This is a genomic window from Spiroplasma citri (assembly GCF_001886855.1).
GTDB classification, from domain to species: domain Bacteria; phylum Bacillota_I; class Bacilli_A; order Mycoplasmatales; family Mycoplasmataceae; genus Spiroplasma; species Spiroplasma citri.
Genome location: NZ_CP013197.1, coordinates 1,182,617 through 1,208,010, shown reverse-complemented (window position 1 = coordinate 1,208,010; position 25,394 = coordinate 1,182,617). Strand labels below are relative to the sequence as shown.

The following is a 25,394-nucleotide window of genomic DNA, read 5'->3' as shown; positions in this document are numbered from 1 at the left end:
GAAATCCGAGGGGATCGTTCATCATTAGAAATTACTAGCTGCAATGTTAATAATGCAACAAGAATTGCCAAAATTTGTGAAAAGTATCAATTAACAGCAAAAAATGTGTTAGCGTTTGGTAACGAACATAATGATGTTGCAATGTTACAATGAGCAGGCGTTGGTGTCGCAATGGGAAATGCTCCTGCTGATGTTAAAACAATTGCTGATTTAGTGACTTATGATAATGACCATGATGGAATTGCTAATGTAATTGAACAAATGTTCTTATCGTAATGTCTCAAATATTAAGATTATTAATACAATAACAAATTTTAATTAAAAAGCATATATTAAATAAATTATCTTGTTTCATTAATGAAAGGAAAAAATGAAGGTAGTTACAAAAAAACCAAGTAAAAAAATTATTATTGATGGTTATCGGCAATTTTGTTTTAATTGATGACGAACATTATTAACCGTTCTATTATTTCCAATTATTATTTTTTGATCAAAAAAATATGTGCGGGATTTTTTTAATTTTACTCAAACTTATCAACGAACTGGTATGATGACAATGAATTCAAAAAATTTTGATTTTAATAGTTTTGAGGCATATAATCAAGATCTTATTGCAAAAGAATTAAAGCAATTAAATTTTTGTTTTAATACAATAGAAGAAGCACAAATGCAAACAATAACGATTTTAAACCAGCAACAAGAATCCATTAGTGCCCTTTATTTGCAATATCCACATTCTCAAAAGTGAGTAATTGGTTTACACGGGTGAACAGAAAACAAGTATTTAGCTTTACGACAAGTTTATTATTTTTATCAACAAGGTTATAATGTTTTAACTTTTGATAGTATTGCACATGGTTTAAGCGCTGGAAAATATAGTGGTATTGGTTATTTAAACGTGCAAAATTTAAGTGCTGTTATTGCATGATTAATAAATAATTTTACACTCAATGCAATTGGGCTAATTGGAAATAGTATGGGTGCGGCTTGTTTAACCAAATATTTACTAGATCAAGGATACCAAAATCCTTTAGTTAAATGAGCGATTAGTGATTGTGGGTTTAGTAACTTATTAGTTCAATTTCGGTATGTGATGGAATATCGTTATCAACGGTGTTGATGATTAATTAGTTTTGGTTTAAGAAAGAAATTTAAGCAAGAACTTGGTTTTAATCTTCGCCATTATAATTTATTAAAACATCCAAAACGATTAAAAAATTTACCAATGTTAATTTTTCATGGTACTAATGATGATTTTGTTCCTTACTTTATGAGCAAAGAATTTTATCTTCAAAAAATTACATCAGAACCATTGGGGCAAAGTCAGTTAGTCTCGTTATTAAATTTAGGACATGTTGAAGCAATTTCAAAAGGTCATAAAAGTTATTTAGCGGCAATTAAAACATTTTTAGCACAACAAGAAAGGAAATAATAATGAAATTACAAAAAAAATATGGATTTTGACAAATTCTAGCTTTGGCTATTTCAGCCACATTAGGTTCTTCAATTTTAGTTTCGTTTGGACAAGTTGCTTTTCAAGCACAATTTAATCCAATTTTAATTATTATTGCTTGAATTTTAGGTGGTTTATTAGTTTTGCCAGAAATGTTCTTATTATCAGAAGGTGCAACGTCTTATCCTGAAAATGGAACAAGTTATTATTGAATTAAACGAGCAAAATGAAATGCCTGTTCATTTTGATTTGGATGAATTATGGTTTTGTTTGTTAGTGCAACAGCAGTTGCTACTGCTTGCTTAGCTTTTGGTAATATTGTTATGACATTACTAAAATTAGAAAATCAATGATATGGAAAAATGTTTGGGATTTTGATTTTATTTGCTTTAGTTTTAATGCAAGTATTAATTAAAAAAAGTAGTGGTTATTCACAAATTATTTTTGCCTTACTAAAAGGCTTACCAATTGTATTAGTATTAATTATTGCAATGATGTATGGTAATACAGGTAGTTTCACTGATGATACAATTAACCAAAATTTAAGTCAAATTTATTTGTCTTCGTTTTTATTGCTACCAGCAACAGCTATGACAATGTTTGCTTATTCTGGAATGGAAGCAATTACCTATGTTAGTGGCGAAGTTATTAATCCACGTAAAAATATTCCTCGGGCAATGATTATTGCGACAATTATGATTGTAATTCTTTATATCATTTTAGCAATTGGTTTATTAACAATTAATAAACCACAAGCATGAATAGGACCAAATGGATTTAATAATGTTTGATATTATGCTATTATGAATAATCCGGCAGTTCCACCAGGCTTAAATTATTTGTTTTCTATTTTAGCAATCTTTATTTTTGTGGGTTCATTAAATTCATTTTTAGTGTATCATTCACGATTAATTTTTAAAATGAGTGAAGAAAAAGATTTTTTTGCTTTTTTTCAAAAAACAACAAAACGAACTAATATGCCATATTTAGCAATGTTATTTTTAGTTCTGTTAACAGTTATTTATATTTTATGAACATCATTATTTAATGTTACAAATTATTTTATTTTAGCAGTTAGTGTTTTAAAATTTATTACAATGCTTAGTTTAATTTATTTACGGATTAATGACCCAAAGCATGAGCCATTATATCGAAAACCACTTTTTATTATCTTAGTTATTTTAGCATTAAGTTCTTGTTTCATTACTTTTATTGGTTCAATCTTAGCAATGTATTATTATGCAAAAAATACCGGTAATATGTGAGAATTATGGAATTGTTTAATTGTATTAAGCGGAATGCTAAGTGGTTATCCACTTTATTATGCAAAAAAATGATGTGTTCAAACATTTAATACTAGAAAACAAAAAAATAATGTTGGCATTAATAACAAAGAAAATGGAGAATCTTTTACAAAATAATCTTTAAAAAAATTTAATGATATAATATTGTTTTTCATATGACAATATAATAAATCTTCCTTTTTTCTTTTTAAAATTTAAATTATGATTTTAGATATTCATTTGAATAAGAAAGGAAGGCAGTAGGAATGTATAATAATAAACCACAACACAGATTTAATAAAAAAATGAACAATTTATTAACGATGAAAAGTTTTTATTAGCGTCAAAACAACCACAATTAAAAACAGTGACTAGTAAAGAACGACAAATAAGAGATTTATGTGAATTTTGAGTTTTAGATAATTGTGAAGAAGTGCAATGTGTAGTATGAAATGATTTAGCACAAAAATTAATTGCTGAATTTAATTTAATTCATTCTTTGTGATTTTAAAGTAAAACAATAAAAACCCTTTAAAAAGGGTTTTTTCTTTGCCTTTATTAATAAAAAGTCTAATATTAAAGGAATTTAAGTTGTGATTTATTTAGTTAATAAGACTTTTTTAGGGAAAAATGTTATAATAATATTAATTGAAAGCAAAAGGATGATATAAAATTTATGGAGAAAACATATTTAATTAAAATATTAGCGAAAAAGGATGCAACTTTAAATTATAAAGCAGCAATGGCTTTAACCCAAAAGGTTTTAGCAGATGAAACTGGGGTTGCTGATCCTAAAATTATTTTACGTTTTAAATGATATCGCCCATCGCAAGAAGTTTTTGAAAGTTTTTATTCCACTGCTGTATGAGGAACAAAAATTGCTTTTGAACGTTATCAAGATTTAATTCCTAATATTGCGTTAAAAGATGTTGTTTCTTTCAAAGCTTTATATAAAGGAATTATGAATGTTTTTGTTAAAATTGATGATGAAATCCAAACTTATGGGGAAAATATTATTGCTATTACTGATTATGCTAATTTATTATTAACAATTATTTCAGAAATAACTAAAACCAATTATATTCGAAAAACTTTCCATGATGAACATATTGCTAATTCTAATATTAATCCTTTTTTAAGTCATATTTTAGTTGGGGCAGCACTGGGAATTGCTCGTTGATTTGGTTATCGAATTCTTCATCAAGATGATGGACATGAATTAATTCAAAAATTATATATGATGAATATTGATAAAATTAAGGGATTTGGCCATGATAATATTAATGACATTTTATTTTTAATTGAAGATTTATTAAATTATATTGAAAAAAATTCTTATTTTATTGAAGAGTTTACCGAAGCAGATAAATAGAATTGTTTCACAAGGGAGAAAAAATTATGGCAAAAATGAAAAACTTTGTAGATGCAACATATGATAACCAAAATGTTTATTTAATTATTAATAATCAAAATGAGGCCATTATGATTGATGCATCAAATGCAGCAAAAAGAGCAATTGAATATATTAAACAAAAAAAATTAACTTTAAAAGCATTATTTATTACACATGGACATATTGACCATTACGATGGTCTTGATAATGTTTTAAAAGAATATCCAGATTTAAAAATTTATATTCAAAAAATTGATTTACGATTATTGTCACAACATAAAGTTGATGATGAAACAGGCGAAATTTTAGGTCCAGGAATTAATTATCCATTAACAAATATTGTTGCTTTAAATGGTGATACTGTTGTTGAAGAAATAGGTTATCATATTGAAATTTTTCATATTCCCGGTCATACAGCGGGAACCCAAATGCTACGAATTAAAGCTCTAAATTTAGTAACAACTGGTGCTAGTTTAATGCCTGATAAAACAAGTCCTGGTTATACAGGGACTATGTGTAATGATAATTATTTTATTACTGAATTACGTCGCATTACTAATTTAGATGCAAAATGACATGTGTTACCTGGGCATAATAAAACATTTCGAATGGCACACGCTCTTGCTGAAAAAGTAATTACATTAGAAGAAGATACATAAAAGGGGGGAAAGAAAAAGTAGAATTATTCTACTTTTTCTTTCCCCCCTTTATTTATTAAGAAGGAATTATTCTTGTGAGTAATGCATTACATAAGTGTTAAAATATAAATCTTGTGGTTCAAAACCTAGTTTTTGATACCAAGCAACTTGGTTATCTGGTACCACAATACCAACAGTTTGATAATTTGCTTTTTTTGCTTGGTTTAATAAATGAATTAACATTTTCTGTTTATTTTCCGAATTATCGTCAGTGTCAGTAATTCTAATTACAGCAATTGTTGCTTCAAAAAAGAGAATCCCAGTTGTAATTGGCGTTTCATCTTTAGTTAAGGTTACAACATAGCAAAGATTGTTAACTTGCTCTAATGTAGGATTAGGTTGTGAAGTTGGTAAATCTTTTAATGGTAAATCAGCATCACTAATAATTTTAAGATTTGCTGTAGTTACTAATTTTGGTTTTTTTTCTTCGCAAACCATTGTTAGATCAGTTATTGGATTAAATTTTTCGTTTTTTAATAATTCACTTTTTGTGGTAAATTTTTTTAAATCAATCATCATCCCAATTCCAGTTTGTAAATATGATAAACCATTTTTTTCAAAAAATGATCGTTCTGCTTGGTTATTATCAACTGTGATTGTACATCAAATAAATGGTGTTTTTTCTGAATAATATTCATCAATAATTTCACCAGCTTTTGCAAATTGCTCTGATGTTGCTAGATGGGAACTAATGATACCGTTAATACTATTCTTTAATTGACGAGTATCAATTTGATAAAAGAAATTGCTACTATCAAGTTTATTTTTTTGTTGCTCATTATCATGCTTTGGGTCAACACTATAGTTAATATAATTTACAACCAACTGGTTTAATTTTTCACTATTAAAATTAAACATTTTGAATCCTCCTTTTATTAACTATAATTTTATCACTTTTTGGTGTTAGAAGCAAAAAAATTTAAAAAATAGCTTTAAATTTAGTAAAATAATAATACCTACTTGTACTTTATTTAAAAAATGACTAGAATATGCATTATATGATTTGATGTTAAAGGAGTTATGCAATGTTTAGATGAAATCCTCGCGTCCATTTTTATTTACGTTTGGGGGCTTTAATTATTTTAAGTTTATTTTTATTGCTTGATTTAATTATGGCAATTTATTATCCTCAACCAAAGTTTGCGCATTTAGGTTATGGTGAAAGAATTTCTAGCTATTATTCTTTTTTTACAACGCAAACTAATTATATTGTTGCTCTATATTTTTTCTTATATTTGTTTGAATCAAAATTTAAAAATACAAAGCCACATTATATTATTCAATTAGCAGTTACAACATACATTACAATTACAATGTTAGTTTTTTGACTTGGTATTGTTGGTCAAAAAGACCAATCGGCACAATATCGTCCTTATCACTGGGTAGCAACAGTTATTTTACATTTAGTGATGCCAGTTATAATGATTACAAGTTATGTTTTAACAGCTGGTGATCGTTATTATCATTATGAAGATCATCATAAAAAATATTTATGATTAATTATGTTATATATGGTAGCATATTTAACAGTTATTTTAGTGCGAGGGACTTATCGTCATTTAGATGGTAAAGATCCTAGAACACTTTTTCCATACTTTTTCTTAAATTATTTTGAACCTGGTGGTGAATTTATGGTTGCCACAGCATTAGTCGTAATTTGTGTTGTTGCAGTTTCGTTACAATATTTTTATATTTTCATTAATAATTTATTGTATTTCCGTTATTATCGTAACAAAAATGTTAAAATTGTTCCAATCCAATATGTAATGAAAACTAATAAGGTTACAATCACTGGGTTTGCTATTGGAATCATTGTTTTAGTCTTGAATATTATCATTGATATTATTGTTCTTAATATGGCGCTTATTGTTAGTACTGGTATTACTGAACAAAGTTCTAATATAGAATTATATAGATGAGAAGGCGTTGGTGAACCACAAATACCTACCATTGACAAAAACACCGGTGAAATTACTGACTGAAAAGAACAAAAAGGAACTAAATAATGAACATCTATAATAAAGTAAACTCTTAAAAAGAGTGTAATATTTTATTAGGAGATGTTCTTTTATTATTGGAAAATGATACACAAAAGAAGAAAAAATAAAAATTATTAAATACTATCATAAAAATAGGCATATGAATACAATAAAAAAATTTACTATTGCAAAGGAAACTTTAAGCAGATGAATTAAAATCACAAATGAAGATAATTTAATTCCTGGAAAGGGTCCTCAGTCAAAGGGAAATCGTAGACCAGCCCGACCTAAAACTATTGATTTTAATAGTATGAGTAAAGAGGAACTAATTAAATATATAGAAATGATACAAGATATAAAAAAGTATTTAACCAAATCGAAGAAAATGAAATTTTGAGCGGTTTGGTCCTTGAAGAAAAAATACACGATTAAATATTTAACTCACATTTTAAATATTTCTAAATCAGGATATTATAAGTGATTTAACAATGGTATGCAAAAATTTAATAAGTGAGATTCAAAATTAGCTAAATTAATTAAAATATCATTTTTGAAATTTAATAAAATTTATGGTTATAAAATGCTAACTTTAATAATTAATAAAATCTATAATTTATCTTTAAAAGCCCATATGGTATATAGATATATGAAATATTTGAATCTAAAATTTGTTCAAAGAATTAAAAAATTCAAATATAAACTTTCATCTGGGCCTTTTCGATATGAAAATTTATTGAGTCAAAACTTTAGGGCTACTTAACTTAATTAAAAACTAGGAACCGATATTACATATTTGCTAACTAATAAAAAACTTATTATTTATCAATTGTCAAAGATTTTCATAATAACCAAATTTTGGACTATCAAATTAGTAATAATTTAGGTACTAATTTTGTTTTAAAAAATATTATTAATGCTTGAATAAAAGCTGGTAAACCTAAAACATGAATTTTACAATCTGATCAAGGATTTCATTAGACAAATCAAAATTATCAAAGACTTTGCAATTATTTAGGAATTAAAATATCAATGTCTAAATGAGATAATCCATATGATAATGCCCATACTGAATCATGATTTGGTACAATGAAAAGTGAATTTTTAAATTAAATTTCAAGAAAAAAGAGAACTACAAAATGAATTATAAGTAATTTACCTAAGTATATTTATTTTTATAATAAATTTTAGACCACAATCAAAATTAAAAGGTCTAAGTTTTGTTGAATACAGGAACCTAAACCTTTAGTCATTTTTTATTAGTCTACTTTTCTTGACTAATTCAACATTTGAATAAATGCTTTTTTATTCTTAATTTATATTATATTTTTTCTTTTTTAATTGTCAATCTACTATATATTTTATTTATTAAAATTAATATTTTAAATTAAGTTTATGATTTTCTTTATATATATTTTTATTTCTTAATAATTCTTTATGAAATAAGCAAATTGTATCAAATTGCATTTTAGATATTGCTTTTGCATTTTTATTTCTTTCAAAATTAATTATTTTTTCAATAAAATTATCAATATTATAATAAAATATTTGTGAATTATTTCCTGCATTTGTTATTCTAATTTTTTCTTTATTTTTTAAAATAACAATATTTTTAATATTTTTAAAAGGAATAATATAGGAATTATCTTTATTTCATTTTATTAATAAGTTTTAATAATTTTGAATATGCGTTTTATTTTGATATTAAGGATTATAATAATTATTTTTAGTTTTTTTGTATTGTAAAGATGCAAGTAGGTAATTCCAACCTTGTTAATATGATATTATACCTTTTATTTTAAAATGCAATATTTTTTCAAAAAAAAATAACTTTTTTAAATATGAGTTAATATTTAAGCACGACAAAAAGAAAAGTTTGCTACAAATATATAATTTATATTTAAAAAAATTAAATATTAATATTTTGTAAAAATACCTCTTTGGAGGATAATCAACCTAAACTCGGTCGCGGTTTTTCATTAATAATTTTCATAACTTTATTAATTTCTTTTTGAGTAACAGTATTAAAATCAGTTCCTTTAGGTAAATATTCTCTAATATCTCTATTTATTCTTTCAACTTTTGCTTTTTGTGTCGGAGTTCCAGCATCACAAAAATAAACATTAGCATTAGTAATTTTTTCAATTTCTTTTCATTTACTAAATTCTTTACCTTGATCTTTAATAATTCCTTTTATATTTATCTTATAAAGTTTATTTCTAATAATACTTTTAAGAGCTTTATTAACCTCTTCTGAATTATGTTGATTTAATTTAAAACAAATCGTATATAAACTTTTTTCTTCGGTAATAGTTAAACAAGCAGATTGATGTTCTTTTCCAACAATACAATCCATTTGAAGTCAACCAAAAGTTCCCTTTTCATGTTCTGCTTCATCAATAAATCTAATATTAGTTAATTGACCACGATCATCTTTTCTCTTTTTTGTTTTATATTTTTTACCTTTAAATGGTAATTTTTTCTTAATTTCATTATTTTCATCATCAAAAACTTTATGATCAATATATTTATAAAGTGTCACATGTGAAAATGGAAACTTTTCATTATATTTTTTTTCATATTCATAAATAATTAATCTTGGTGAATAATTTTTTTACTTAAAATTTCTCTTACATAATTTACAACTTTTGTTGAAATTGTAGTACATTTAATAGATTTTTTTCTTTTCTTTTTATAATCATTATTTGCTTTTTCAGGATTATATTCTTCACCAAGTCTTTGATCCTATAATCTAATAGTATTAGGACTTTTATTCATTACTTTTGCTATTTTAGAATAATTAGATGTACCATTTTTCTTTTTAAATGTTTCTGATATTAAATATTCTTTTAACTTATATCTTTCATCAAGACTAAAATGTTTATATTTTTTCTTGTTCATAAGATTAAACCAACCTTTCTGAAAATATTTTTATCATAAAATTTAAAATTTTGTTGACATTTTATTAAAAGATGTTAGGATGGTGATGTAATTTAATACAAGTAGGATTATCCAACCTTAAATCTCTTGTTTAAAAATTACTAAAAATGAAGACTTGAAAAAGTCTTTTTTTATTTTACTTTTTTATATTTTTTTGTAGAATGGTGATGACAAAAGAGGTAAAAAAGATGGCAAAAGTAGATAAAAAGTGATGAATAATGGCAAATTTAACAAAAATAAAGCAAAAATTAACAAAATTTGATGAATATTGTAAAGAAAATAATATTAAACTTGCCACAAAAGAAACCTTATTAATCTTTTGTAATTTAGAAGAAGATGAATATAATACCTTAAAAGACACTAATTTATTAGCATTTAATGAACTTAAAATGAAAATACGAATATTAGAAAATGATATAAAATTACATCTCTTAAACAAAACTAAGGGGGGTGTATCTGTATATGCCCAGTATTATGGTAGTGAAAATGAAACTGAAATAAATTATGCTCCACCAGTGATTAATATAGATAAAGGAAGAGATATATAATGGCAATGTTATATGAATATAGCTATCTTAATAAGATAGTAGTTAGTTTATTAAAAAATACAGAATATATTGCAGATGAAATTAATTTAGCAGGTAGTCGGAAAGCGGGTAAAATATATTCTATTGATGAATTAATAGCATTATTAAGTTGTGGTGTGTTGGCAAATAAAGATAAAAAAATAGCAATATATGGTTTTAGATTAAATAGTGCTGATACTGCTGAAATGCAACAAGATATTCAAGATGCATTAGATAAAATAGGTTTAATTCTTAATCCTACTAAAAAATGAAAAGGTGGTCATTATCAATATAATGCTAGGTTTAATAAACCTACTTGATTATTTCCTAATGGTAGTTTTATTAAATTACAAGGAGCAAGAAAAAGTAATTCATCGCAAGTATTAGGTAAAGGAACAGCACGAGCAAATGGTGCTGATTTATGTATTATTTGATTAGAGGAAGCAAATGAATTTAGTAAAGCAGAAAAAGAAGCAATTATGCAAGCAGTTCGTGATTATAAAAAAATGATATTAATTACAAGTACTAATCCTGATAGTATTTATCAGGATCATATTGATTATTTAAATAAATTAATGCCATTTAATCGTAAAGAATTAGAAAGTAATGGTGAGCAAATATCTAAATTAATAGTGCCAGTCTTAGATCCTAAAACAGGTCAAAAAGCATATGATAAAAAAGTAATTAATCATTATACTAATTATTTAATTAATAAAGATAATTTAAATTATGATGAATTAATGAAATTATATGAATTAAAAGCAGAATGACCTAAAAAATATGAGGTTTGAGGAATTAGGATGCCAGGTGCATTAGATGGTAGTATTTTTGCTAATTATTTATTTAGTAAATTATATGATTTTGAACCAGTTAATTTTAGAGCAGGTTTAGATTTAGGTTATGCTGAATCACCATTAGGACATGCTACTCATGCAATTTTAATGGGAATAGATAAAGATTATAAAAAAATGGCACCATTAATGGAATATAAACATAGTAATGCTGAAATGGTACAAAAAGATATAATGAAAGTTTTACATGAAATAGTACATTTTTATATAATATGTGCTACACAATGAAATGATTTATATAATGGTTTAGAAATAAATGTTGATACTGGTGGTGGTCATTTAGTAGAGGTTGATACATTAAATAATATTAGACGAAAGTTTTTCCCTGATGCTAATTGATTAAGATTTAAACCAGTTAATAAAGAAATATGATATAGAACTGATAGAATTGATGCTATAATCATCCTGCTAAATAAGAATTATTTACAAATTAGTCAAAGATTAACACCAGAATTATTTAAAGATATGTTAAAAATGGAATGAAGAAAACCGCCAGCAAATAAATCTACTTATAAATTAGAAGATAATAAATTATTTGATGATGGTTTCGATGCTATGACTTATGCTGTTATGGATATAATGGAATATTTTATAAAAACATTAGATAATCCATTTTTAATAAGTAAACAGTTTGGAAAGCGAGGTTAAAATTATGGCAAAAAAACAAATTAAAAGAAATGTTGAAAAAATGCGAATGGATAAAAATATTTGTTGAATGATAATTGATGGAAAAGAGTGTTTTAAAAAAGTAAGTAAAAATTGAAATGGTATTGGTGTTCCTGCTTGTGAAGAACATACTAAAATATTTCAAGAATTAATGAAAGAAACTTATGATTATGGTGTAAATAATCAAAAAGAATATTTAGAATAAACATTATCAAATTTAGCAATTTGCGATAAATAAGTCATTAATAAAGTTTTACCAGTACCCAAAGCACCGTTAATAATTGATATTGGACTACTTTTAACAATTTTAATTAATTTTCGTGTTTGAAAAAGATTACTAAAAAAAGACCAAAAAAAAGATAACATCAAAAATTACTAAAAAAATAAAAAGAATAATATCTATAACTGATGTAGAACTAAAATATATAAATTGTAAATTAAAACAAACAATAAAAAAATAAAACAAAATATTTGCCATAAATCAATTTACATATCAATAAGAAAACTTAATATTTTTTTGTCTTCTAAATAAATTAAAATAATTTTTAAACATATATCTACACCACCAATCTAATTGTTTTATATAAAATAAATATTGATAACCAAATTAGAAAAAAAACAACTAATCAAACACCTATCATAATTACTGAATAAGTAATATTATCAATAGAACTACCAACAAAGTTATCAATTTCAGTTTTCGGAATAAAATAAAAAATTTGTAAAAGACCTTGATATACTCGTTGCAAAAAAATATTTGAGTCCATTATTTTATCCACCTAAAAATACAACTTAAAATTAAAAATAACATCCCAAAAACAAGTATTAAAAATACAACAAATATAACAATATCTAAAATAGCGGGATGATTAACTCCAAAAATAATTGTCATAAATTCATAATATAAATCTCATACACTTTGCATTTTTCTTATTCCTTTCCTAAATGTTAATTACTAAAATCAAGATTAGAGTTTATTATTAAATATTAATATCCGTGAATTAATTTTCTGATTGTTTGAATTCCCAAAACCACAAACATTAAAACTAATGGAGTAATTAATAACATATGTGACCCTAAAAAAGCAATAAATCAGTTAGTAAAAGCAATCGCTCAATTAGCAAGAATAGCAGCAAAATCCGCTATTTGCTTAATAACATCAGCGTCGCCCGTTAATAAATTTAAATTCATTAATAACACCTCACTTAAAATACTTTCTATTAATAATAAAACCTTCGCATACTCTAACCTTGATTTTAATAATTAACACTAAAAACTAAAATCAATTTTTATACTTGCGAAGGTATTTTATTGATATCAACTTATTCAACAGACTTATCTGCTTTTTTAATTTTTCGTTTTCCCCATTCTTTAAATTCTACTTTTTTAGAACAATGCGGACAAATTAAATACTTATTTTTAAATTTAAATATCGTATTAATTGTTAAAAAAACTAATAACATTAACATTGTAATTACTAAAATAATTGTTGCAAAAACGGTCATTAATTATCACCTTTACTTTCTATATTTAACATATAATTTTTTACTTGTTCTACTAATAACTTAAAATGTTGTTCTTCCATAACATCAATATCAATAACATTATGATTAAGATATAACTTAATTACTTTTCTTAACATAAATAAAGGTATTTTAGTAGGTAAACATTGATGAATAACATTAACCAAATATTGTAATCTTTGTTTATATAACTTAGTTTGCTTTTTCATTTTATTTTTTATGTTTAGGACAAATAATATCTTGTCTATTACATAAATAACAATCTGATTTTTTCTTAGTCATTATCTAACCTAGAATAATATTGATTAATTAAAACAACATTTTTATTAACACAATTTCAACAATAACGAGACCCATTTTCTCAAACAGTATCATTAATACAAACGATACATAACTGTTGTTGCATATTAACTATTGCTTTCTGTTATTGCTGAATTATTAGAATATTTGTTAATAAAATCTTGTTGTCTATCATAAGGAACAACTTTAACAACACTTACTTTGTTATATTTTCTTCCCGTTTTTCTATCAGTGACAACCGGAAATTTAATATCAATTAAATAATAATTACCTTTTTTTCATTTCTGGTAATTCATTAGCCAATTTACTTTCTTTTCAAACCCACGAAATTATATATTCGTCTGGAATTGGCATATCATCTTCATCAAGTTGCATAAAGGTAAAGATATCAAAAAATAAACCTTTATTATCATTTTTTTCACCATCTTTTTCTTTACTATCCATTTGATGGTTAAAAGCAATTTGAGCTAATAATACTTTATACATATAAAGCACTCCTTTCTTCACTTAATTAAGTAAATAAAGGTTTCATATAGTTTAAAACTTTAAATAATCATAAATGCTAAAAAATAAAAACTAATTTAAATAATAATTAAAAATGAATATAAATATAAATGCAAAATAAAAACATTTACCTATATTTAAAGTTTCGTGAAGTGAAACCATTTATTTTGGTTTGAATACTTAAATATAACTAAATGCTATATGTAATATTCTAATTTAATTTTACATAACAAAATAAATATGTCAACTATTACATATTTAAACGCAAAAAATAAATTTATATCCTCAACTTGCTTTTTTTTGTTTTTTTGTTTTAATTAATTATGTGATATAAGTTGTGAAGTGCTTATATTACACACTAGTACTTTCCATTTAGAAGGTACTTTTTTTAATGTACCTTTGTTTACCTAAATTAAGGTATTTATCTATTTTTTTTCGGGCTTTATATATGCCAATATCGGTTATTTTATTAAAAAATCGGAATATTTTTTTATCATATGGAACATATTCTTCCATTTGTCAAAAATAATCACTATGTCAATCACTATCAATACTAATACCTAACATATGCTTTTTTTGTTTATCAGCAAACATATAAAAATGTTTTACACCACATAATGCCATTTTTAACTCTTCTTTTGTCATTTCAATAACTCCAACCTTAACAATTGGGTCGGTACAATTTGCACTAAAACGATATGCTTTGATATTTAAGTCATAAATATTTTTTGATTTTTGTTGACTGTATGCTTTTACAATGTATTTTGCAACATATTTACTAACAAATTCATTTGTACCACTTTTAACCGGTAAATTTTTATTTAACCCATAAAGTCAATACTTTCTTATTATTTTATTAGGGATATATTCACTAAATATAATGTGAAAATGGACTGCTCCCAGTTTTTGATACTCATAAGCAACTAAATATTTTAAATTTTCATATTTATTCTTTTTATATTTAGAAAAATGATACTTTATTTTTTGAATAAACAATTTAAATTAATAATTTGCTTTTTTAATATCTTGCATATTTTCTGCATAAGTTAAAGTTGTAAAACCTAAATTTTGACAACCATTAAAGTTATGAATTGCTTTTTGAATACAATTTCTTTGAGAACGAATACGACTATTTAATAATTTAGTTTCATTTTCACCCGTATTTTTAACTCCTGTTGAATTACCTTTGCCAAAACTATTAATACACTTTAACGGTAAAACAACTGTTTTAATATAAGGACCATAATATACTTTTTTAACATAATATTTTTCATTAATATAACATTCTGGGTTTATATAGGGCTTATATAAATTTTCCCCTGTTAAACGATTATATGCATTTATATTTACATTCATTTTTTGTTTTCCTTTCTAAAACAAAAATAAAAAAACATTTACTTATATTTAAAGTTTCGTGAAGTGAAACCATTTATTTTGGTTTGAATACATTAAACATTTTAATAAATGTTTTTTTTATTCTAATTTTTATTATATTTTTAATTTTAATATTGTCAATTTACTTTATATATTAAAAATATTTATAAAATAAAAAACAAAAAAATTTTATTGCTTTAACTAAAAAAATTTTATTATGTTTGAGAATGAACGCTCTTTATATTACCATTATTTTCTATTAAAAAAAATAAACCACTTCTATTATTTATAAATAAAGATTCATATTCATTTAAAAGTAAACTGTTAAGTGATTGAAAAAATAATATATAAAATTGTTCGTTATTTCTTCTTAATAAAGAAATAAACTCATTAGTTTCTTCATTATTTTCTACTAATTTAGAAATTATAAAATTAATTATATATATAATATTGTTATTTAAATTTTCTTCATGTAAATAAATTTGATTTATTTGTTGCATAGAATTATCTGATAAATAAAGAACTCACGGTTCAAAATTGTAACTAGTTATAGTTCTTCTAGTATTTTGTGTAGGGAATTCAGTAATAATAGTAGTCATTAATTCATCTTTTAAAATTTTATTTACTCCACTTGTATTTATGCTTTCAAAAGAAATTGTAGAATTAGAAGAATTATTTGGCATCATTGCCATTAAAGGTGCTCCTCCACTCGTTGTTATAGTAGTTGCTCCGATTAAACTTAGTATTTTTTTCATATATAATATTCCTTTCATTTTATTTATATGTATTTAATAAATACAATAATTTAATTATATTTATCATTTTTATATTGTCAATTTTCGTTTCTTCCGTTGTGTTACTTAATCAAGGAAAAGGGGCTCCGCCCCTAAATCGCTTCGCGACTTTTACCCCTTTAAGTAAGGTGGTGCGTGGATAAACCACAACACCACCTTACTTTTTTACCAACAAAGTTATTTTTACTACTACTAAAAATAGCGTAAAAGTCCGTTAACCATTGCTAAAACTAATATAGAACTTAACATAATCTTAAATGTAATATCAAAAGCAAACAAATTACCAATATTATTAAACAATTCAGAAACATTACTAAACACATGTACTATCCCATTAACAAATTTATAAATTTCTTTCATACCAGGCAAATTATTTACAATCCAAATTGCTGCATTTTGAATATGACAAGCAATATTATATCAACTACAACTTTTATAAGGTATTTTTCAAATATCACCACTATTAATTTCATTATTTCAATCAGTGGCATTATAAAGACTAAAATTAAAACCATTAATTGAAATAGACCTATCCTCTGTTAATCTAGTTGTATTAAATCTAATTACATTAAAACCTTGATATTTTGTTCTATCTGTCATATCTAATAATTTTATTGATTGAGTTCATTTATTATTATTAGAAGGTAAAATATCAGTCTTATAATCTCAATTTGAATAATAAGAAAAATAATCATTAGTACTATTTATCGTATAGGCATTATACAACTGCACTCCTGGTTTTAAATAATAAATATCTGTATCAGGAAATCTTAAAATATTAAAAACCATTGATTTTGGATATAATAAAAAACCATTTTTTACAAAAAATACAAAACCTAAATTACCATTATCAGATGTAAAATAAATACATTCTCTAAAATTAGAAATATCAAATATAACTCTTAAAACATTAGAATAAAAATAATCTAAAATTAGAAATAAATTATCCAACGAATAAAAATTTTGTTTAACATCATTAACAAAATAATTACTATTAGATTTTTTAAGAATATCGATATTAAGCAATTCTTTATAATTAAAATTTAAAACTAAATAATTCATATCAAAATGTTTATAACTTTGATTGGCAATAATTGGAATAAATAAATATTGTATAATTTCTCAATTAAAAGTAAATTCATATTTTATATTGTTTTTATAAATAAAAATATCTAACAATTTATTTGGAGTTTCATAATTAATAATTAATTTACCCAAAGGAACCTTTGAAATATCTTGTGAATTTCAACTTAATAAATAACTTCAAACAGTATTTTTAATTTTATTAAATCAATAATTACTATCATTTTTATCAGCACTTACATTTGGAATAAAAGGAGTTGTAACACCAAAACTAAACGCATAATTACTTGGTTCTAAACCTTGCATAAAATAATCTTGTCGCAACATTAAAGTAGACTGAAAATCATATTCATTTGCTTTTGCATAAGTTAAATCACTAAAATTATCATTATTTCTTGTTTCTACTTTACAAACATTACTAATATAATTTATAGTTGTAACACTACAAAAAAGAAATATTCAACCAAACATTAAATAAAAAACAATAAAAATATATAATAATCGTTTTCGCATTGTTTTAACCCCCTAATAAATAAAAATAATTCTAATACCCATAATAATAATTCCAAACGCCATATATAACTGAAAAATAGGATGTGTTGCAATAATAAATAACTGTGCTACTAATTTATAAAAATCACTAGCAGACTCCAAATAATGCTTAACAGTTGAAAAACCTAAATCTGTGGCAACAACAATATTAGCAATAAAACCAAACCCAACAGTCAAACCAATAACAAAGAAAAATATTAACTTAATCATATATAGACCCCCAACTTATTTTTTTATTCTTTGAGTTGTATGTACTCTTTTAAAACCTTGTTCTCTTGTTTTTGCTTGTTTAGCTAAACTTGATAATTGTTGTTTATTACGATTATTTTTAAATCGTTTACGGTCTTCAAAATGTTTTTGCATACCGCGCCCAGTTTGAAAAACAGATGACACACTACCTTTAACGCCCCTTGCTAAACTAGAACTTGCTTCTAAACTTGCTTGGGAAACTGAACTTAAACCACGAGAACTATTAACCAATAACATAATGACATTTATAACACCACCAATTACTCAAATTACAAATAATGGGATATTTGTACCAGGCAATTTTAATGCTCACATTCAGTCCATTATTTTCATAAAAATATCAACAATAACATTAATCGCATTATTTCATACATTATCAGTAAGTAAATTAATCATTTTCTAATTCCCCCAAATTCTTTAATAAATGTTCCATGCCCATCTCTCGTAATTCATTAAGCGTAATATCTTTTTTAACAATACTAGGTCAATTTTGTTTAATATAACTTGGTACTTTATCATTTTTTAAATCACGCACAAATTTTAAATATTTACTATCATATTGCATTGCAATAGATAAAGGAATTGTTATCTTAACAAAATTAATACCAATATCTTTATTAGATTTTTTACGAACTCTTTTTCCGTTTGCTGTTCGTTTAACCGTTTCAGTTTTTCATACTAAATAATCATCTAAATCATCAAAAAAACCTATTTTCATTTTAAAATAAGGAAAAAATATACTAGGTGGAATACATTGCATAGGAACAATAATCATATTAGCAATTTCTCTATATTCCACTCAATTTTGATTAATTCGTTGTCCCGCAAAAACAATGTTATTATCAAACTGACGACATAACAAAAAATATGGAATTAAACCACTAAACTTTTCATTATTTTCATTAGGTTTAGCGCCATTCATATATAAAAATATTTCATCAAATAAAATTAAACTATCGTTTGGTGGTATCTTATAATTTTTATTTTTAAAATCTAAATGGTTTAAACCTAAAACTCCAATTTTTTCATCATTAATAAAATAATTAGAATAAACATTGTCAAACTTAACAATTTGCGATAAATAAGTCATTAATAAAGTTTTCCCAGTACCCAACGCTCCATTAATAATTGATATTGGACTACTTTTAACAATTTTTACAAATCTCCGCGTTTGAAAAAGATTACTAAAAAAAGACCAAAAGAAAATAATATTAAAAATTACTAAAAAAATAAAAAGGATAATATCAACAACTGATGTAGAACTAAAATATATAAATTGTAAATTAAAACAAACAATAAAAAGATAAAATAAAATATTTGCCATAAATCAATTTACAAATCAATAAGAAAATTTAATATTTTTTTGTCTTCTAAATAAATTAAAATAAATTTTAAACATATATCTACACCACCAATCTAATTGTTTTATATAAAATAAATATTGATAATCAAATTAAAAAAAATACTACTAATCAAACACCTATCATAATCACTGCATAAGTAATACTATCAATAGAACTACCAACAAAGTTATCAATTTCAGTTTTCGGAATAAAATAAAAAATCTGCAAAAGTCCTTGATATACTCGTTGCAAAAAAATATTTCAGTCCATTATTTTATCCACCTAAAAATACAACTTAAAATTAAAAATAACATCCCAAAAACAAGTATTAAAAATACAATAAATATAACAATATCTAAAATAACAGGATGATTAACTCCGAAAATAATTGTCATAAATTCATAATATAAATTTCATACACTTTGCATTTTTCTTATTCCTTTCCTAAATGTTAATTACTAAAATCAAGGTTAGAGTTTATTATTAAATATTAATATCCATGAATTAACTTTCTGATTGTTTCAATTCCTAAAACCACAAACATTAAAACTAAAGGAATAATTAATATCATATGTGATCCTAAAAAAGTAATAAATCAGTCAGTAAAAGCAGTCGCTCATTTAGCAAGAATAACAGAAAAATCCGCTATTTGCTTAATAACATCAGCGTCGCCCGATAATAAATTTACATTCATTAATAACACCTCACTTTAAATACTTTCTATTAATAATAAAACCTCGGCAATCTCTAACCTTGATTTTAGTAATTAACACTAAAAACTAAAATCAATTTTTATACTTGCCAAGGTATTTTATTGATATTAACTTATTCAACAGACTTATCTGCTTTTTTAATTTTTCTTTTGCCTCATTCTTTAAATTCTACTTTTTTAGAACAATGCGGACAAATTAAATATTTATTTTTAATTTTAAATACTGTACTTACTGTTAAAAATATTAATAATATAAACATTGTAATTACAAGAATAATTGTTGCAAAAACCGTCATTAATTATCACTCTCCTTATTTTTTAATTCTAAAATTTCTAACTTTAATTTTTGATTTTCAAGTTCTAATTTTTCTAATTCTAATTTTGACTTTTTAATTTCTTTTTTATTAAAAACAGAAAAAATAACATAAGCATATAATAAAATAACTAATAAAAATATAATAATCATTGAAAATACATTATCGCTCAAATTAATCATTCTCACTTTTTATATTTAAAAATTTATCCCTTAATTTTTCATTTAAAATTAAAAACTCTTTTTCTGTAAGAATTTGTAAATCAATATTTTCTTTTTTTAATAATTGTTTTAATACTTTTCTTAACAAAAATAATGGTATTTTTATTGATAAACATTGATGTATAACATTAACCAAAAATTCCAATCGTTGTTTATACAACTTAGTTTGTTTTTTCATTATCTAACCTAGAATAATATTGATTAATTAAAACAACATTTTCATTAACACAGTTTCAACAATAACGAGACCCATTTTCTCAAACAGTATCACTAACACAAACCATACATAACTGTTGTTGCATATTAATTATTGCTTTCTGTTATTGCTGAACTATTAGAATATTTATTAATAAAATCTTGTTCGGTTTCATAAGGTAATATTTTTGATATCTTACCATTAAAACCAATTTCTACATTGTAAAAACTACCTTCAATCATTTCGGGCAAACTATTTTGAAATTCACTATCTTTACGAACTCATTTATCTTGGTATTCTTTACCAATTATTTTTTTACCTTCAACTCGTAAAAATGTATATACATCATAATAATTATCTTTATTTGACTTATCTTTAATAACTTGATTAAACTTAATATCACTTAAATAAACTTTAAACATAACTAAAAATTCCTTTCATTTACATATATGTAAATAAAGGTTTCACAAGGTTTAAAACTTTAAATAAGATAAATGTTAAAAAATAAAAACTAATTTAATAAAAAATTAATACAAAATGAATGTAAATATAAATGCAAAATAAAAACATTTACTTATATTTAAAGTTTCGTGGTTGAAAACCTTTATTTTGGTTTGAATACTTAAATATAACTAAATGTTATATATAATATTCTAATTTAATTTTACATAACAAAATAAATATGTCAATTAATATAACTTAAAATAAAAAATATTAATTCCATAATTTTTTAAATTTATTAAATTATTAAACTTAATCTCTTGCATATATATATATATATATATATAATGGAAACTGTGGTATAGGTCGTGGTTGAACTATGCTACACAAGGAGTACTTTCCAATTGGAAGGTACTTTTTTTAATGTACCTTTGTTTACCTAAATTAAGATATTTATCATATTTTTTACGTATTCGGTATCTATCTAAATCAGATATTTTATGAAAAAACCGAAATATTTTTTTATCATACGGAACATATTCTTCCATTTGTCAAAAATAATCTTTATTTCAATCACTATCAATGCTAACACCCATTAAATAACCATCTTTATTATTAAACATAAAATTATGTTTTGTTCCTTTTAATGAAGCAATTAATTCCATTTCACACATCTCAATAACACCAACTTTAACAATAGGGTCAGTACAATTTGCACTAAAACGATATGCTTTGGTATTTAAATCATAAATATTTTTACTTTTTTTCTTCACTTTGTGCTTTTACAATATATTTAGCAACATATTTACTAACAAATTCATTTGTACCGGTTTCAACTGGTAAATTTTTATTATATCCATAAGGTCAATACTTTCTTATTAATTTATTAGGGATATATTCACTAAATATAATATGAAAGTGAACTGCTCCGCGATTTTGATATTCATAAGCAACTAAATATTTTAAATTTTCATATTTATTCTTTTTATATTTAGAAAAGTGATACTTTATTTTTTTAATAAATAAATTAAATTGATAATTTGCTTTTTTAATATCTTGCATATTTTCAGCATAAGTTAAAGTTGTAAAACCTAAATTTTTACAACCACTAAAATTATGAATTGCTTTGCGAATACAATTTGCTTGGGAACGAACACGACTATTTAATAGTTTAGTTTCATTTTCACCAGTATTCTTAATACCTGTGGGGTTTCCTTTGCCAAATTTATTAATACATTCTAAGGGTAATACAATTGTTTTGATATAAGGACCATAATATACTTTTTTAACATAATATTTTTGATTAACAAAATTACTACTATCAATATATGGTCGATATAAAATCTCACCAGTTAAACGATTATAAGGATTAATATTTACATTCATTTTTTATTTCCTTTCTAAAACAAAAATAAAAAAACATTTATTTATATTTAAAGTTTCGTGGTTGAAAACCTTTATTTTGGTTTGAATACATTAAACATTCGGATAAATGTTTTTTTTATTCTAAATTAATTATATTTATTTCTTGTTTATTGTTAATTTTTAAATTTTTATTATTGTTGATGTTTATTACAGTTATACTAGTTAATTTAATTAATAAATATTTTAAAAATCCTATAAAATATTTTTTTTTAAAATATAATAATTATTAATTATATTAAGAATAAAAGTTAAAATTAAAGTAATAATCATAAAAAATAATATAGCGCCAAACCAATAACCTCAACCATAAATAAATCAAGAAAGAAATCAATAAGGTGAGATATAATTTAAATGCTTACTTAGATTAATTCCATTATATATATATTTTATTAAATAAAATGAACGAACTAACATTCACAAATAATATAAACTAGGGACTACTAATACTAGAAAAAAATCTTTTTTATAATATTTTTTGTTTATTACATAGTAATCGGAATAAATAATTGAATAAAATGCTAACAAAATAGGAATAACTAAGTGTCCTAATAAAGTAACAGAAAAAGATAATGGATATTTTAACCTCTCAAATATATAATCATTTCAACCATAAGTAAATATTCCACATCAAAAAACAATACCGGCCATTATATTATAAACAGAGGAATAAATTTTAAAATTATAACTATTAATTCAATTAATATATATTTTATTATTTAAAATAAATAAATTTAATGAACTTCAAATAAAAGCAATAACAGTCGCTCAAACACTAAATCATCTTAAAATTTCAATCATATAAATTCAATAATTTCCATTATTATCGTCACCTTTTCAAAATTTTACTGATAAAGTATAAAAACTTAATAATCAAATTAAAATTATTCATTTTTTCTTTTTTAAAAATATTTTATTTTTCATATAATTCACCTTTTTATTAATATTTTTATTATATTTATCATTTTTATATTGTCAATTTTCGTTTCTTCCGTTGTGTTACTTAATCAAGGAAAGGGGCTTCGCCCCTAAGTCGCTCCGCGACTTTTACCCCTTTAAGTAAGGTGGTGCGTGGATAAACCACCACACCACCTTACTTTTTTACCAACAACATTATTTTACTACTACTAAAAATAGCGTAAAAGTCCATTAACCATTGCTAAAACTAAAATAGAACTTAACATAATCTTAAATGTAATATCAAAAGCAAACAAATTACCAATATTATTAAACAATTCAGAAACATTACTAAACACATGTACTATTCCATTAACAAATTTATAAATTTCTTTCATACCAGGCAAATTATTTACAATCCAAATTGCCGCATTTTCAATATGAATATCTAAACGGTATCAAGCACCTTTTTTATAAGGTAATTGTCAAATTTTTCCATCATTAAGTTCACCACTTCAATCAGTAGCATTATAAAGACTAAAATTAAAACCATTAATTGAAATAGACCTATCTTCTGTTAATCTGGTTGTATTAAATCTAATTAAATTAAAACCTTGATATTTTGACCTATCTGTCATATCTAATAATTTTATTGATTGAGTATATTTATCATTATTAGAAGGTAAAATATCAGTCTTATAATCTCAATTTGAATAATAAGAAAAATAATCATTAGTACTATTTATCGTATAAGCATTATATAATTGCACTTGTGGTTTTAAATAATAAATATCTGTATCAGGAAATCTTAAAATATTAAAAACCATTGATTTTGGATATAATAAAAAACCATTTTTTACAAAAAACACAAAACCTAAATTACCATTATTAGATGTAAAATAAATAAATTCTCTAAAATTAGAAATATCAAATATAACTCTTAAAACATTAGAATAAAAATAATCTAAAATTATAAATAAATTATCCAACGAATAAAAATTTTGTTTAACATCATCAACAAAATAATTACTATTAGATTTTTTAAGAATATCCATATTAATCAATTCTTTATAATTAAAATTTAAAACTAAATAATTCATATCAAAATATTTATAACTCTGATTGGCAATAATTGGCATAAATAAATATTGTATAATTTCTCAATTAAAAGTAAATTCATATTTTATATTGTTTTTATAAATAAAAATATCTAACAATTTATTTGGAGTTTTATAATCTATTATTAATCTACCCAAAGAACCCTTAGAAATATCTGCTAAATTTCAACTTAATAAATAATTTCAAACAGTATTTTTAATTTTATTAAATCAATAATTACTATCATTTTTATCAGCACTTACATTTGGAATAAAAGGAGTTTCAACACCAAAACTAAATGCATAATTACTAGGGTCTAAACCTTGCATAAAATAATCTTGTCGCAACATTAAAGTAGACTGAAAATCATACTCATTTGCTTTTGCATAAGTTAAATCACTAAAACTATCATTATTTCTTGTTTCTACTTTACAAACATTACTAATATAATTTATAGTTGTAACACTACAAAAAAGAAATATTCAACCAAATATTAAATAAAAAATAATAAATATATCTAATAATCGTTTTCGCATTGTTTTAAC

40 protein-coding genes and 1 pseudogene are annotated in these 25,394 nt (G+C 23.4%); 12 read left to right on the top strand and 29 right to left on the bottom strand.

Features of this window, described 5'->3' with window-relative positions; translation table 4 throughout:
* Positions 1 to 3 precede the first annotated feature (3 nt).
* From SCITRI_RS10815 to SCITRI_RS07020, 6 genes are all read left to right on the top strand, one after another.
* On the top strand, positions 4 to 276 hold the full coding sequence (locus SCITRI_RS10815) for an HAD hydrolase family protein (protein ID WP_202819425.1): 273 nt from the start codon (positions 4 to 6) through the stop codon (positions 274 to 276).
* 94 nt (positions 277 to 370) lie between these two features.
* Positions 371 to 1,432 (top strand): alpha/beta hydrolase, encoded by a 1,062-nt coding sequence (locus tag SCITRI_RS07040; protein WP_071937769.1) that lies wholly within the window; start codon positions 371 to 373, stop codon positions 1,430 to 1,432.
* Between the two features lie 2 nt (positions 1,433 to 1,434).
* On the top strand, positions 1,435 to 2,874 hold the full coding sequence (locus SCITRI_RS07035; RefSeq protein ID WP_071937768.1) for an APC family permease: 1,440 nt from the start codon (positions 1,435 to 1,437) through the stop codon (positions 2,872 to 2,874).
* A 229-nt stretch (positions 2,875 to 3,103) separates the two neighbouring features.
* Entirely contained in the window at positions 3,104 to 3,247 is a 144-nt protein-coding gene (locus tag SCITRI_RS11630; RefSeq protein ID WP_237237882.1) for a hypothetical protein, read from the top strand.
* A gap of 165 nt (positions 3,248 to 3,412) precedes the next feature.
* Positions 3,413 to 4,108, top strand: coding sequence for a hypothetical protein (locus SCITRI_RS07025; protein ID WP_071937767.1), 696 nt, complete (start codon positions 3,413 to 3,415; stop codon positions 4,106 to 4,108).
* Positions 4,109 to 4,134: 26 nt separating this feature from the next.
* Positions 4,135 to 4,788: an MBL fold metallo-hydrolase gene (locus SCITRI_RS07020; protein WP_071937766.1), complete on the top strand. Its 654-nt coding sequence runs from the start codon at positions 4,135 to 4,137 to the stop codon at positions 4,786 to 4,788.
* A gap of 66 nt (positions 4,789 to 4,854) precedes the next feature.
* Here SCITRI_RS07020 and SCITRI_RS07015 read toward each other — a convergent pair whose 3' ends face one another.
* A complete protein-coding gene (locus SCITRI_RS07015; RefSeq protein WP_071937765.1) occupies positions 4,855 to 5,685 on the bottom strand; it encodes a GNAT family N-acetyltransferase in 831 nt (276 codons plus the stop codon).
* A 167-nt stretch (positions 5,686 to 5,852) separates the two neighbouring features.
* Here SCITRI_RS07015 and SCITRI_RS07010 point away from each other — a divergent pair, with 167 nt between their 5' ends.
* From SCITRI_RS07010 to SCITRI_RS12215, 3 genes are all read left to right on the top strand, one after another.
* Positions 5,853 to 6,833, top strand: coding sequence for a hypothetical protein (locus SCITRI_RS07010; RefSeq protein ID WP_237237881.1), 981 nt, complete (start codon positions 5,853 to 5,855; stop codon positions 6,831 to 6,833).
* A 133-nt stretch (positions 6,834 to 6,966) separates the two neighbouring features.
* Complete coding sequence (locus SCITRI_RS11625) at positions 6,967 to 7,566, top strand: hypothetical protein (RefSeq protein WP_237237880.1); 600 nt, start codon at positions 6,967 to 6,969, stop codon at positions 7,564 to 7,566.
* A 95-nt stretch (positions 7,567 to 7,661) separates the two neighbouring features.
* Complete coding sequence (locus SCITRI_RS12215) at positions 7,662 to 7,784, top strand: hypothetical protein (protein WP_257785676.1); 123 nt, start codon at positions 7,662 to 7,664, stop codon at positions 7,782 to 7,784.
* A 928-nt stretch (positions 7,785 to 8,712) separates the two neighbouring features.
* Here the strand turns inward: SCITRI_RS12215 and SCITRI_RS07000 are convergent.
* Positions 8,713 to 9,704, bottom strand: a pseudogene (locus SCITRI_RS07000) (IS30 family transposase).
* Between the two features lie 227 nt (positions 9,705 to 9,931).
* Between SCITRI_RS07000 and SCITRI_RS06995 the strand changes: the two are divergent.
* The 3 genes from SCITRI_RS06995 to SCITRI_RS06985 are packed head-to-tail and all read left to right on the top strand — an operon-like array spanning position 9,932 to position 12,031.
* The gene (locus SCITRI_RS06995; RefSeq protein WP_071937763.1) at positions 9,932 to 10,291 is read left to right on the top strand and encodes a hypothetical protein; all 360 of its coding nucleotides are present in this window, start codon (positions 9,932 to 9,934) and stop codon (positions 10,289 to 10,291) included.
* Positions 10,291 to 11,808: a hypothetical protein gene (locus SCITRI_RS06990; RefSeq protein ID WP_071937762.1), complete on the top strand. Its 1,518-nt coding sequence runs from the start codon at positions 10,291 to 10,293 to the stop codon at positions 11,806 to 11,808. The genes SCITRI_RS06995 and SCITRI_RS06990 overlap by 1 nt, the downstream gene beginning before the upstream one ends.
* A gap of 4 nt (positions 11,809 to 11,812) precedes the next feature.
* On the top strand, positions 11,813 to 12,031 hold the full coding sequence (locus SCITRI_RS06985) for a hypothetical protein (protein WP_071937761.1): 219 nt from the start codon (positions 11,813 to 11,815) through the stop codon (positions 12,029 to 12,031).
* Positions 12,032 to 12,383: 352 nt separating this feature from the next.
* On the opposite strand, the gene SCITRI_RS06975 is transcribed toward SCITRI_RS06985, so the two are convergent.
* The 27 genes from SCITRI_RS06975 to SCITRI_RS10245 all read right to left on the bottom strand — a co-directional run bounded on the left by SCITRI_RS06975 (position 12,384) and on the right by SCITRI_RS10245 (position 25,385).
* A complete protein-coding gene (locus SCITRI_RS06975; protein WP_071937760.1) occupies positions 12,384 to 12,593 on the bottom strand; it encodes a DUF2649 family protein in 210 nt (69 codons plus the stop codon).
* A complete protein-coding gene (locus SCITRI_RS10620) occupies positions 12,593 to 12,751 on the bottom strand; it encodes a hypothetical protein (RefSeq protein WP_167693728.1) in 159 nt (52 codons plus the stop codon). Before SCITRI_RS10620 ends, SCITRI_RS06975 begins: the two co-directional genes overlap by 1 nt.
* Positions 12,752 to 12,813: 62 nt before the next feature.
* Positions 12,814 to 13,017, bottom strand: a complete 204-nt coding sequence (locus SCITRI_RS06970; protein WP_071937759.1) for a hypothetical protein — start codon at positions 13,015 to 13,017, stop codon at positions 12,814 to 12,816.
* Between the two features lie 131 nt (positions 13,018 to 13,148).
* Positions 13,149 to 13,331 carry a hypothetical protein gene (locus SCITRI_RS06965; protein WP_071937758.1) on the bottom strand — a complete coding sequence of 61 codons (183 nt, stop codon included), beginning with the start codon at positions 13,329 to 13,331 and terminating at the stop codon, positions 13,149 to 13,151.
* Positions 13,331 to 13,558, bottom strand: coding sequence for a hypothetical protein (locus SCITRI_RS06960; protein ID WP_071937757.1), 228 nt, complete (start codon positions 13,556 to 13,558; stop codon positions 13,331 to 13,333). Before SCITRI_RS06960 ends, SCITRI_RS06965 begins: the two co-directional genes overlap by 1 nt.
* Before the next feature lie 65 nt (positions 13,559 to 13,623).
* Positions 13,624 to 13,755 carry a hypothetical protein gene (locus SCITRI_RS12210; RefSeq protein ID WP_257785675.1) on the bottom strand — a complete coding sequence of 44 codons (132 nt, stop codon included), beginning with the start codon at positions 13,753 to 13,755 and terminating at the stop codon, positions 13,624 to 13,626.
* Between the two features lies 1 nt (position 13,756).
* Complete coding sequence (locus tag SCITRI_RS06955) at positions 13,757 to 13,945, bottom strand: hypothetical protein (protein WP_071937756.1); 189 nt, start codon at positions 13,943 to 13,945, stop codon at positions 13,757 to 13,759.
* Positions 13,917 to 14,135, bottom strand: a complete 219-nt coding sequence (locus SCITRI_RS06950) for a hypothetical protein (RefSeq protein ID WP_071937755.1) — start codon at positions 14,133 to 14,135, stop codon at positions 13,917 to 13,919. Before SCITRI_RS06950 ends, SCITRI_RS06955 begins: the two co-directional genes overlap by 29 nt.
* Before the next feature lie 390 nt (positions 14,136 to 14,525).
* Complete coding sequence (locus SCITRI_RS06945) at positions 14,526 to 15,149, bottom strand: rolling circle replication-associated protein (protein ID WP_071937754.1); 624 nt, start codon at positions 15,147 to 15,149, stop codon at positions 14,526 to 14,528.
* Positions 15,150 to 15,155: 6 nt separating this feature from the next.
* Complete coding sequence (locus SCITRI_RS06940) at positions 15,156 to 15,509, bottom strand: hypothetical protein (protein ID WP_071937753.1); 354 nt, start codon at positions 15,507 to 15,509, stop codon at positions 15,156 to 15,158.
* Positions 15,510 to 15,742: 233 nt separating this feature from the next.
* Entirely contained in the window at positions 15,743 to 16,282 is a 540-nt protein-coding gene (locus SCITRI_RS06935; RefSeq protein WP_071937752.1) for a hypothetical protein, read from the bottom strand.
* Between the two features lie 231 nt (positions 16,283 to 16,513).
* Positions 16,514 to 17,917 carry a spiroplasma phage ORF1-like family protein gene (locus tag SCITRI_RS10250; protein ID WP_071937751.1) on the bottom strand — a complete coding sequence of 468 codons (1,404 nt, stop codon included), beginning with the start codon at positions 17,915 to 17,917 and terminating at the stop codon, positions 16,514 to 16,516.
* Between the two features lie 12 nt (positions 17,918 to 17,929).
* Positions 17,930 to 18,166, bottom strand: coding sequence for a hypothetical protein (locus tag SCITRI_RS06925; RefSeq protein ID WP_071937750.1), 237 nt, complete (start codon positions 18,164 to 18,166; stop codon positions 17,930 to 17,932).
* 15 nt (positions 18,167 to 18,181) lie between these two features.
* A complete protein-coding gene (locus SCITRI_RS11620; RefSeq protein WP_071937749.1) occupies positions 18,182 to 18,601 on the bottom strand; it encodes a hypothetical protein in 420 nt (139 codons plus the stop codon).
* Complete coding sequence (locus SCITRI_RS06915) at positions 18,594 to 19,604, bottom strand: hypothetical protein (protein WP_071937748.1); 1,011 nt, start codon at positions 19,602 to 19,604, stop codon at positions 18,594 to 18,596. The genes SCITRI_RS11620 and SCITRI_RS06915 overlap by 8 nt, the downstream gene beginning before the upstream one ends.
* Positions 19,605 to 19,608: 4 nt before the next feature.
* A complete protein-coding gene (locus SCITRI_RS06910) occupies positions 19,609 to 19,818 on the bottom strand; it encodes a DUF2649 family protein (RefSeq protein WP_071937747.1) in 210 nt (69 codons plus the stop codon).
* Entirely contained in the window at positions 19,818 to 19,976 is a 159-nt protein-coding gene (locus SCITRI_RS10615; protein WP_167693727.1) for a hypothetical protein, read from the bottom strand. Before SCITRI_RS10615 ends, SCITRI_RS06910 begins: the two co-directional genes overlap by 1 nt.
* 62 nt (positions 19,977 to 20,038) lie before the next feature.
* Positions 20,039 to 20,242, bottom strand: a complete 204-nt coding sequence (locus SCITRI_RS06905) for a hypothetical protein (protein WP_071937746.1) — start codon at positions 20,240 to 20,242, stop codon at positions 20,039 to 20,041.
* A gap of 131 nt (positions 20,243 to 20,373) precedes the next feature.
* A complete protein-coding gene (locus SCITRI_RS06900) occupies positions 20,374 to 20,556 on the bottom strand; it encodes a hypothetical protein (protein WP_071937745.1) in 183 nt (60 codons plus the stop codon).
* A complete protein-coding gene (locus SCITRI_RS06895) occupies positions 20,556 to 20,726 on the bottom strand; it encodes a hypothetical protein (RefSeq protein ID WP_237237879.1) in 171 nt (56 codons plus the stop codon). The genes SCITRI_RS06900 and SCITRI_RS06895 overlap by 1 nt, the downstream gene beginning before the upstream one ends.
* 22 nt (positions 20,727 to 20,748) lie before the next feature.
* Positions 20,749 to 20,973: a hypothetical protein gene (locus SCITRI_RS06890; RefSeq protein ID WP_071937743.1), complete on the bottom strand. Its 225-nt coding sequence runs from the start codon at positions 20,971 to 20,973 to the stop codon at positions 20,749 to 20,751.
* Positions 20,957 to 21,097: a hypothetical protein gene (locus SCITRI_RS10610; protein WP_167693726.1), complete on the bottom strand. Its 141-nt coding sequence runs from the start codon at positions 21,095 to 21,097 to the stop codon at positions 20,957 to 20,959. The genes SCITRI_RS06890 and SCITRI_RS10610 overlap by 17 nt, the downstream gene beginning before the upstream one ends.
* Position 21,098: 1 nt before the next feature.
* A complete protein-coding gene (locus SCITRI_RS06885) occupies positions 21,099 to 21,413 on the bottom strand; it encodes a hypothetical protein (RefSeq protein WP_071937742.1) in 315 nt (104 codons plus the stop codon).
* A gap of 396 nt (positions 21,414 to 21,809) precedes the next feature.
* The gene (locus SCITRI_RS10810; protein ID WP_071937741.1) at positions 21,810 to 22,205 is read right to left on the bottom strand and encodes a hypothetical protein; all 396 of its coding nucleotides are present in this window, start codon (positions 22,203 to 22,205) and stop codon (positions 21,810 to 21,812) included.
* Positions 22,189 to 22,818 carry a rolling circle replication-associated protein gene (locus SCITRI_RS06875; protein ID WP_071937740.1) on the bottom strand — a complete coding sequence of 210 codons (630 nt, stop codon included), beginning with the start codon at positions 22,816 to 22,818 and terminating at the stop codon, positions 22,189 to 22,191. The genes SCITRI_RS10810 and SCITRI_RS06875 overlap by 17 nt, the downstream gene beginning before the upstream one ends.
* A 231-nt stretch (positions 22,819 to 23,049) precedes the next feature.
* Positions 23,050 to 23,778 carry a hypothetical protein gene (locus SCITRI_RS06870; RefSeq protein ID WP_071937739.1) on the bottom strand — a complete coding sequence of 243 codons (729 nt, stop codon included), beginning with the start codon at positions 23,776 to 23,778 and terminating at the stop codon, positions 23,050 to 23,052.
* A gap of 203 nt (positions 23,779 to 23,981) precedes the next feature.
* Positions 23,982 to 25,385 (bottom strand): spiroplasma phage ORF1-like family protein, encoded by a 1,404-nt coding sequence (locus tag SCITRI_RS10245; protein ID WP_071937738.1) that lies wholly within the window; start codon positions 25,383 to 25,385, stop codon positions 23,982 to 23,984.
* Positions 25,386 to 25,394: the final 9 nt, after the last annotated feature.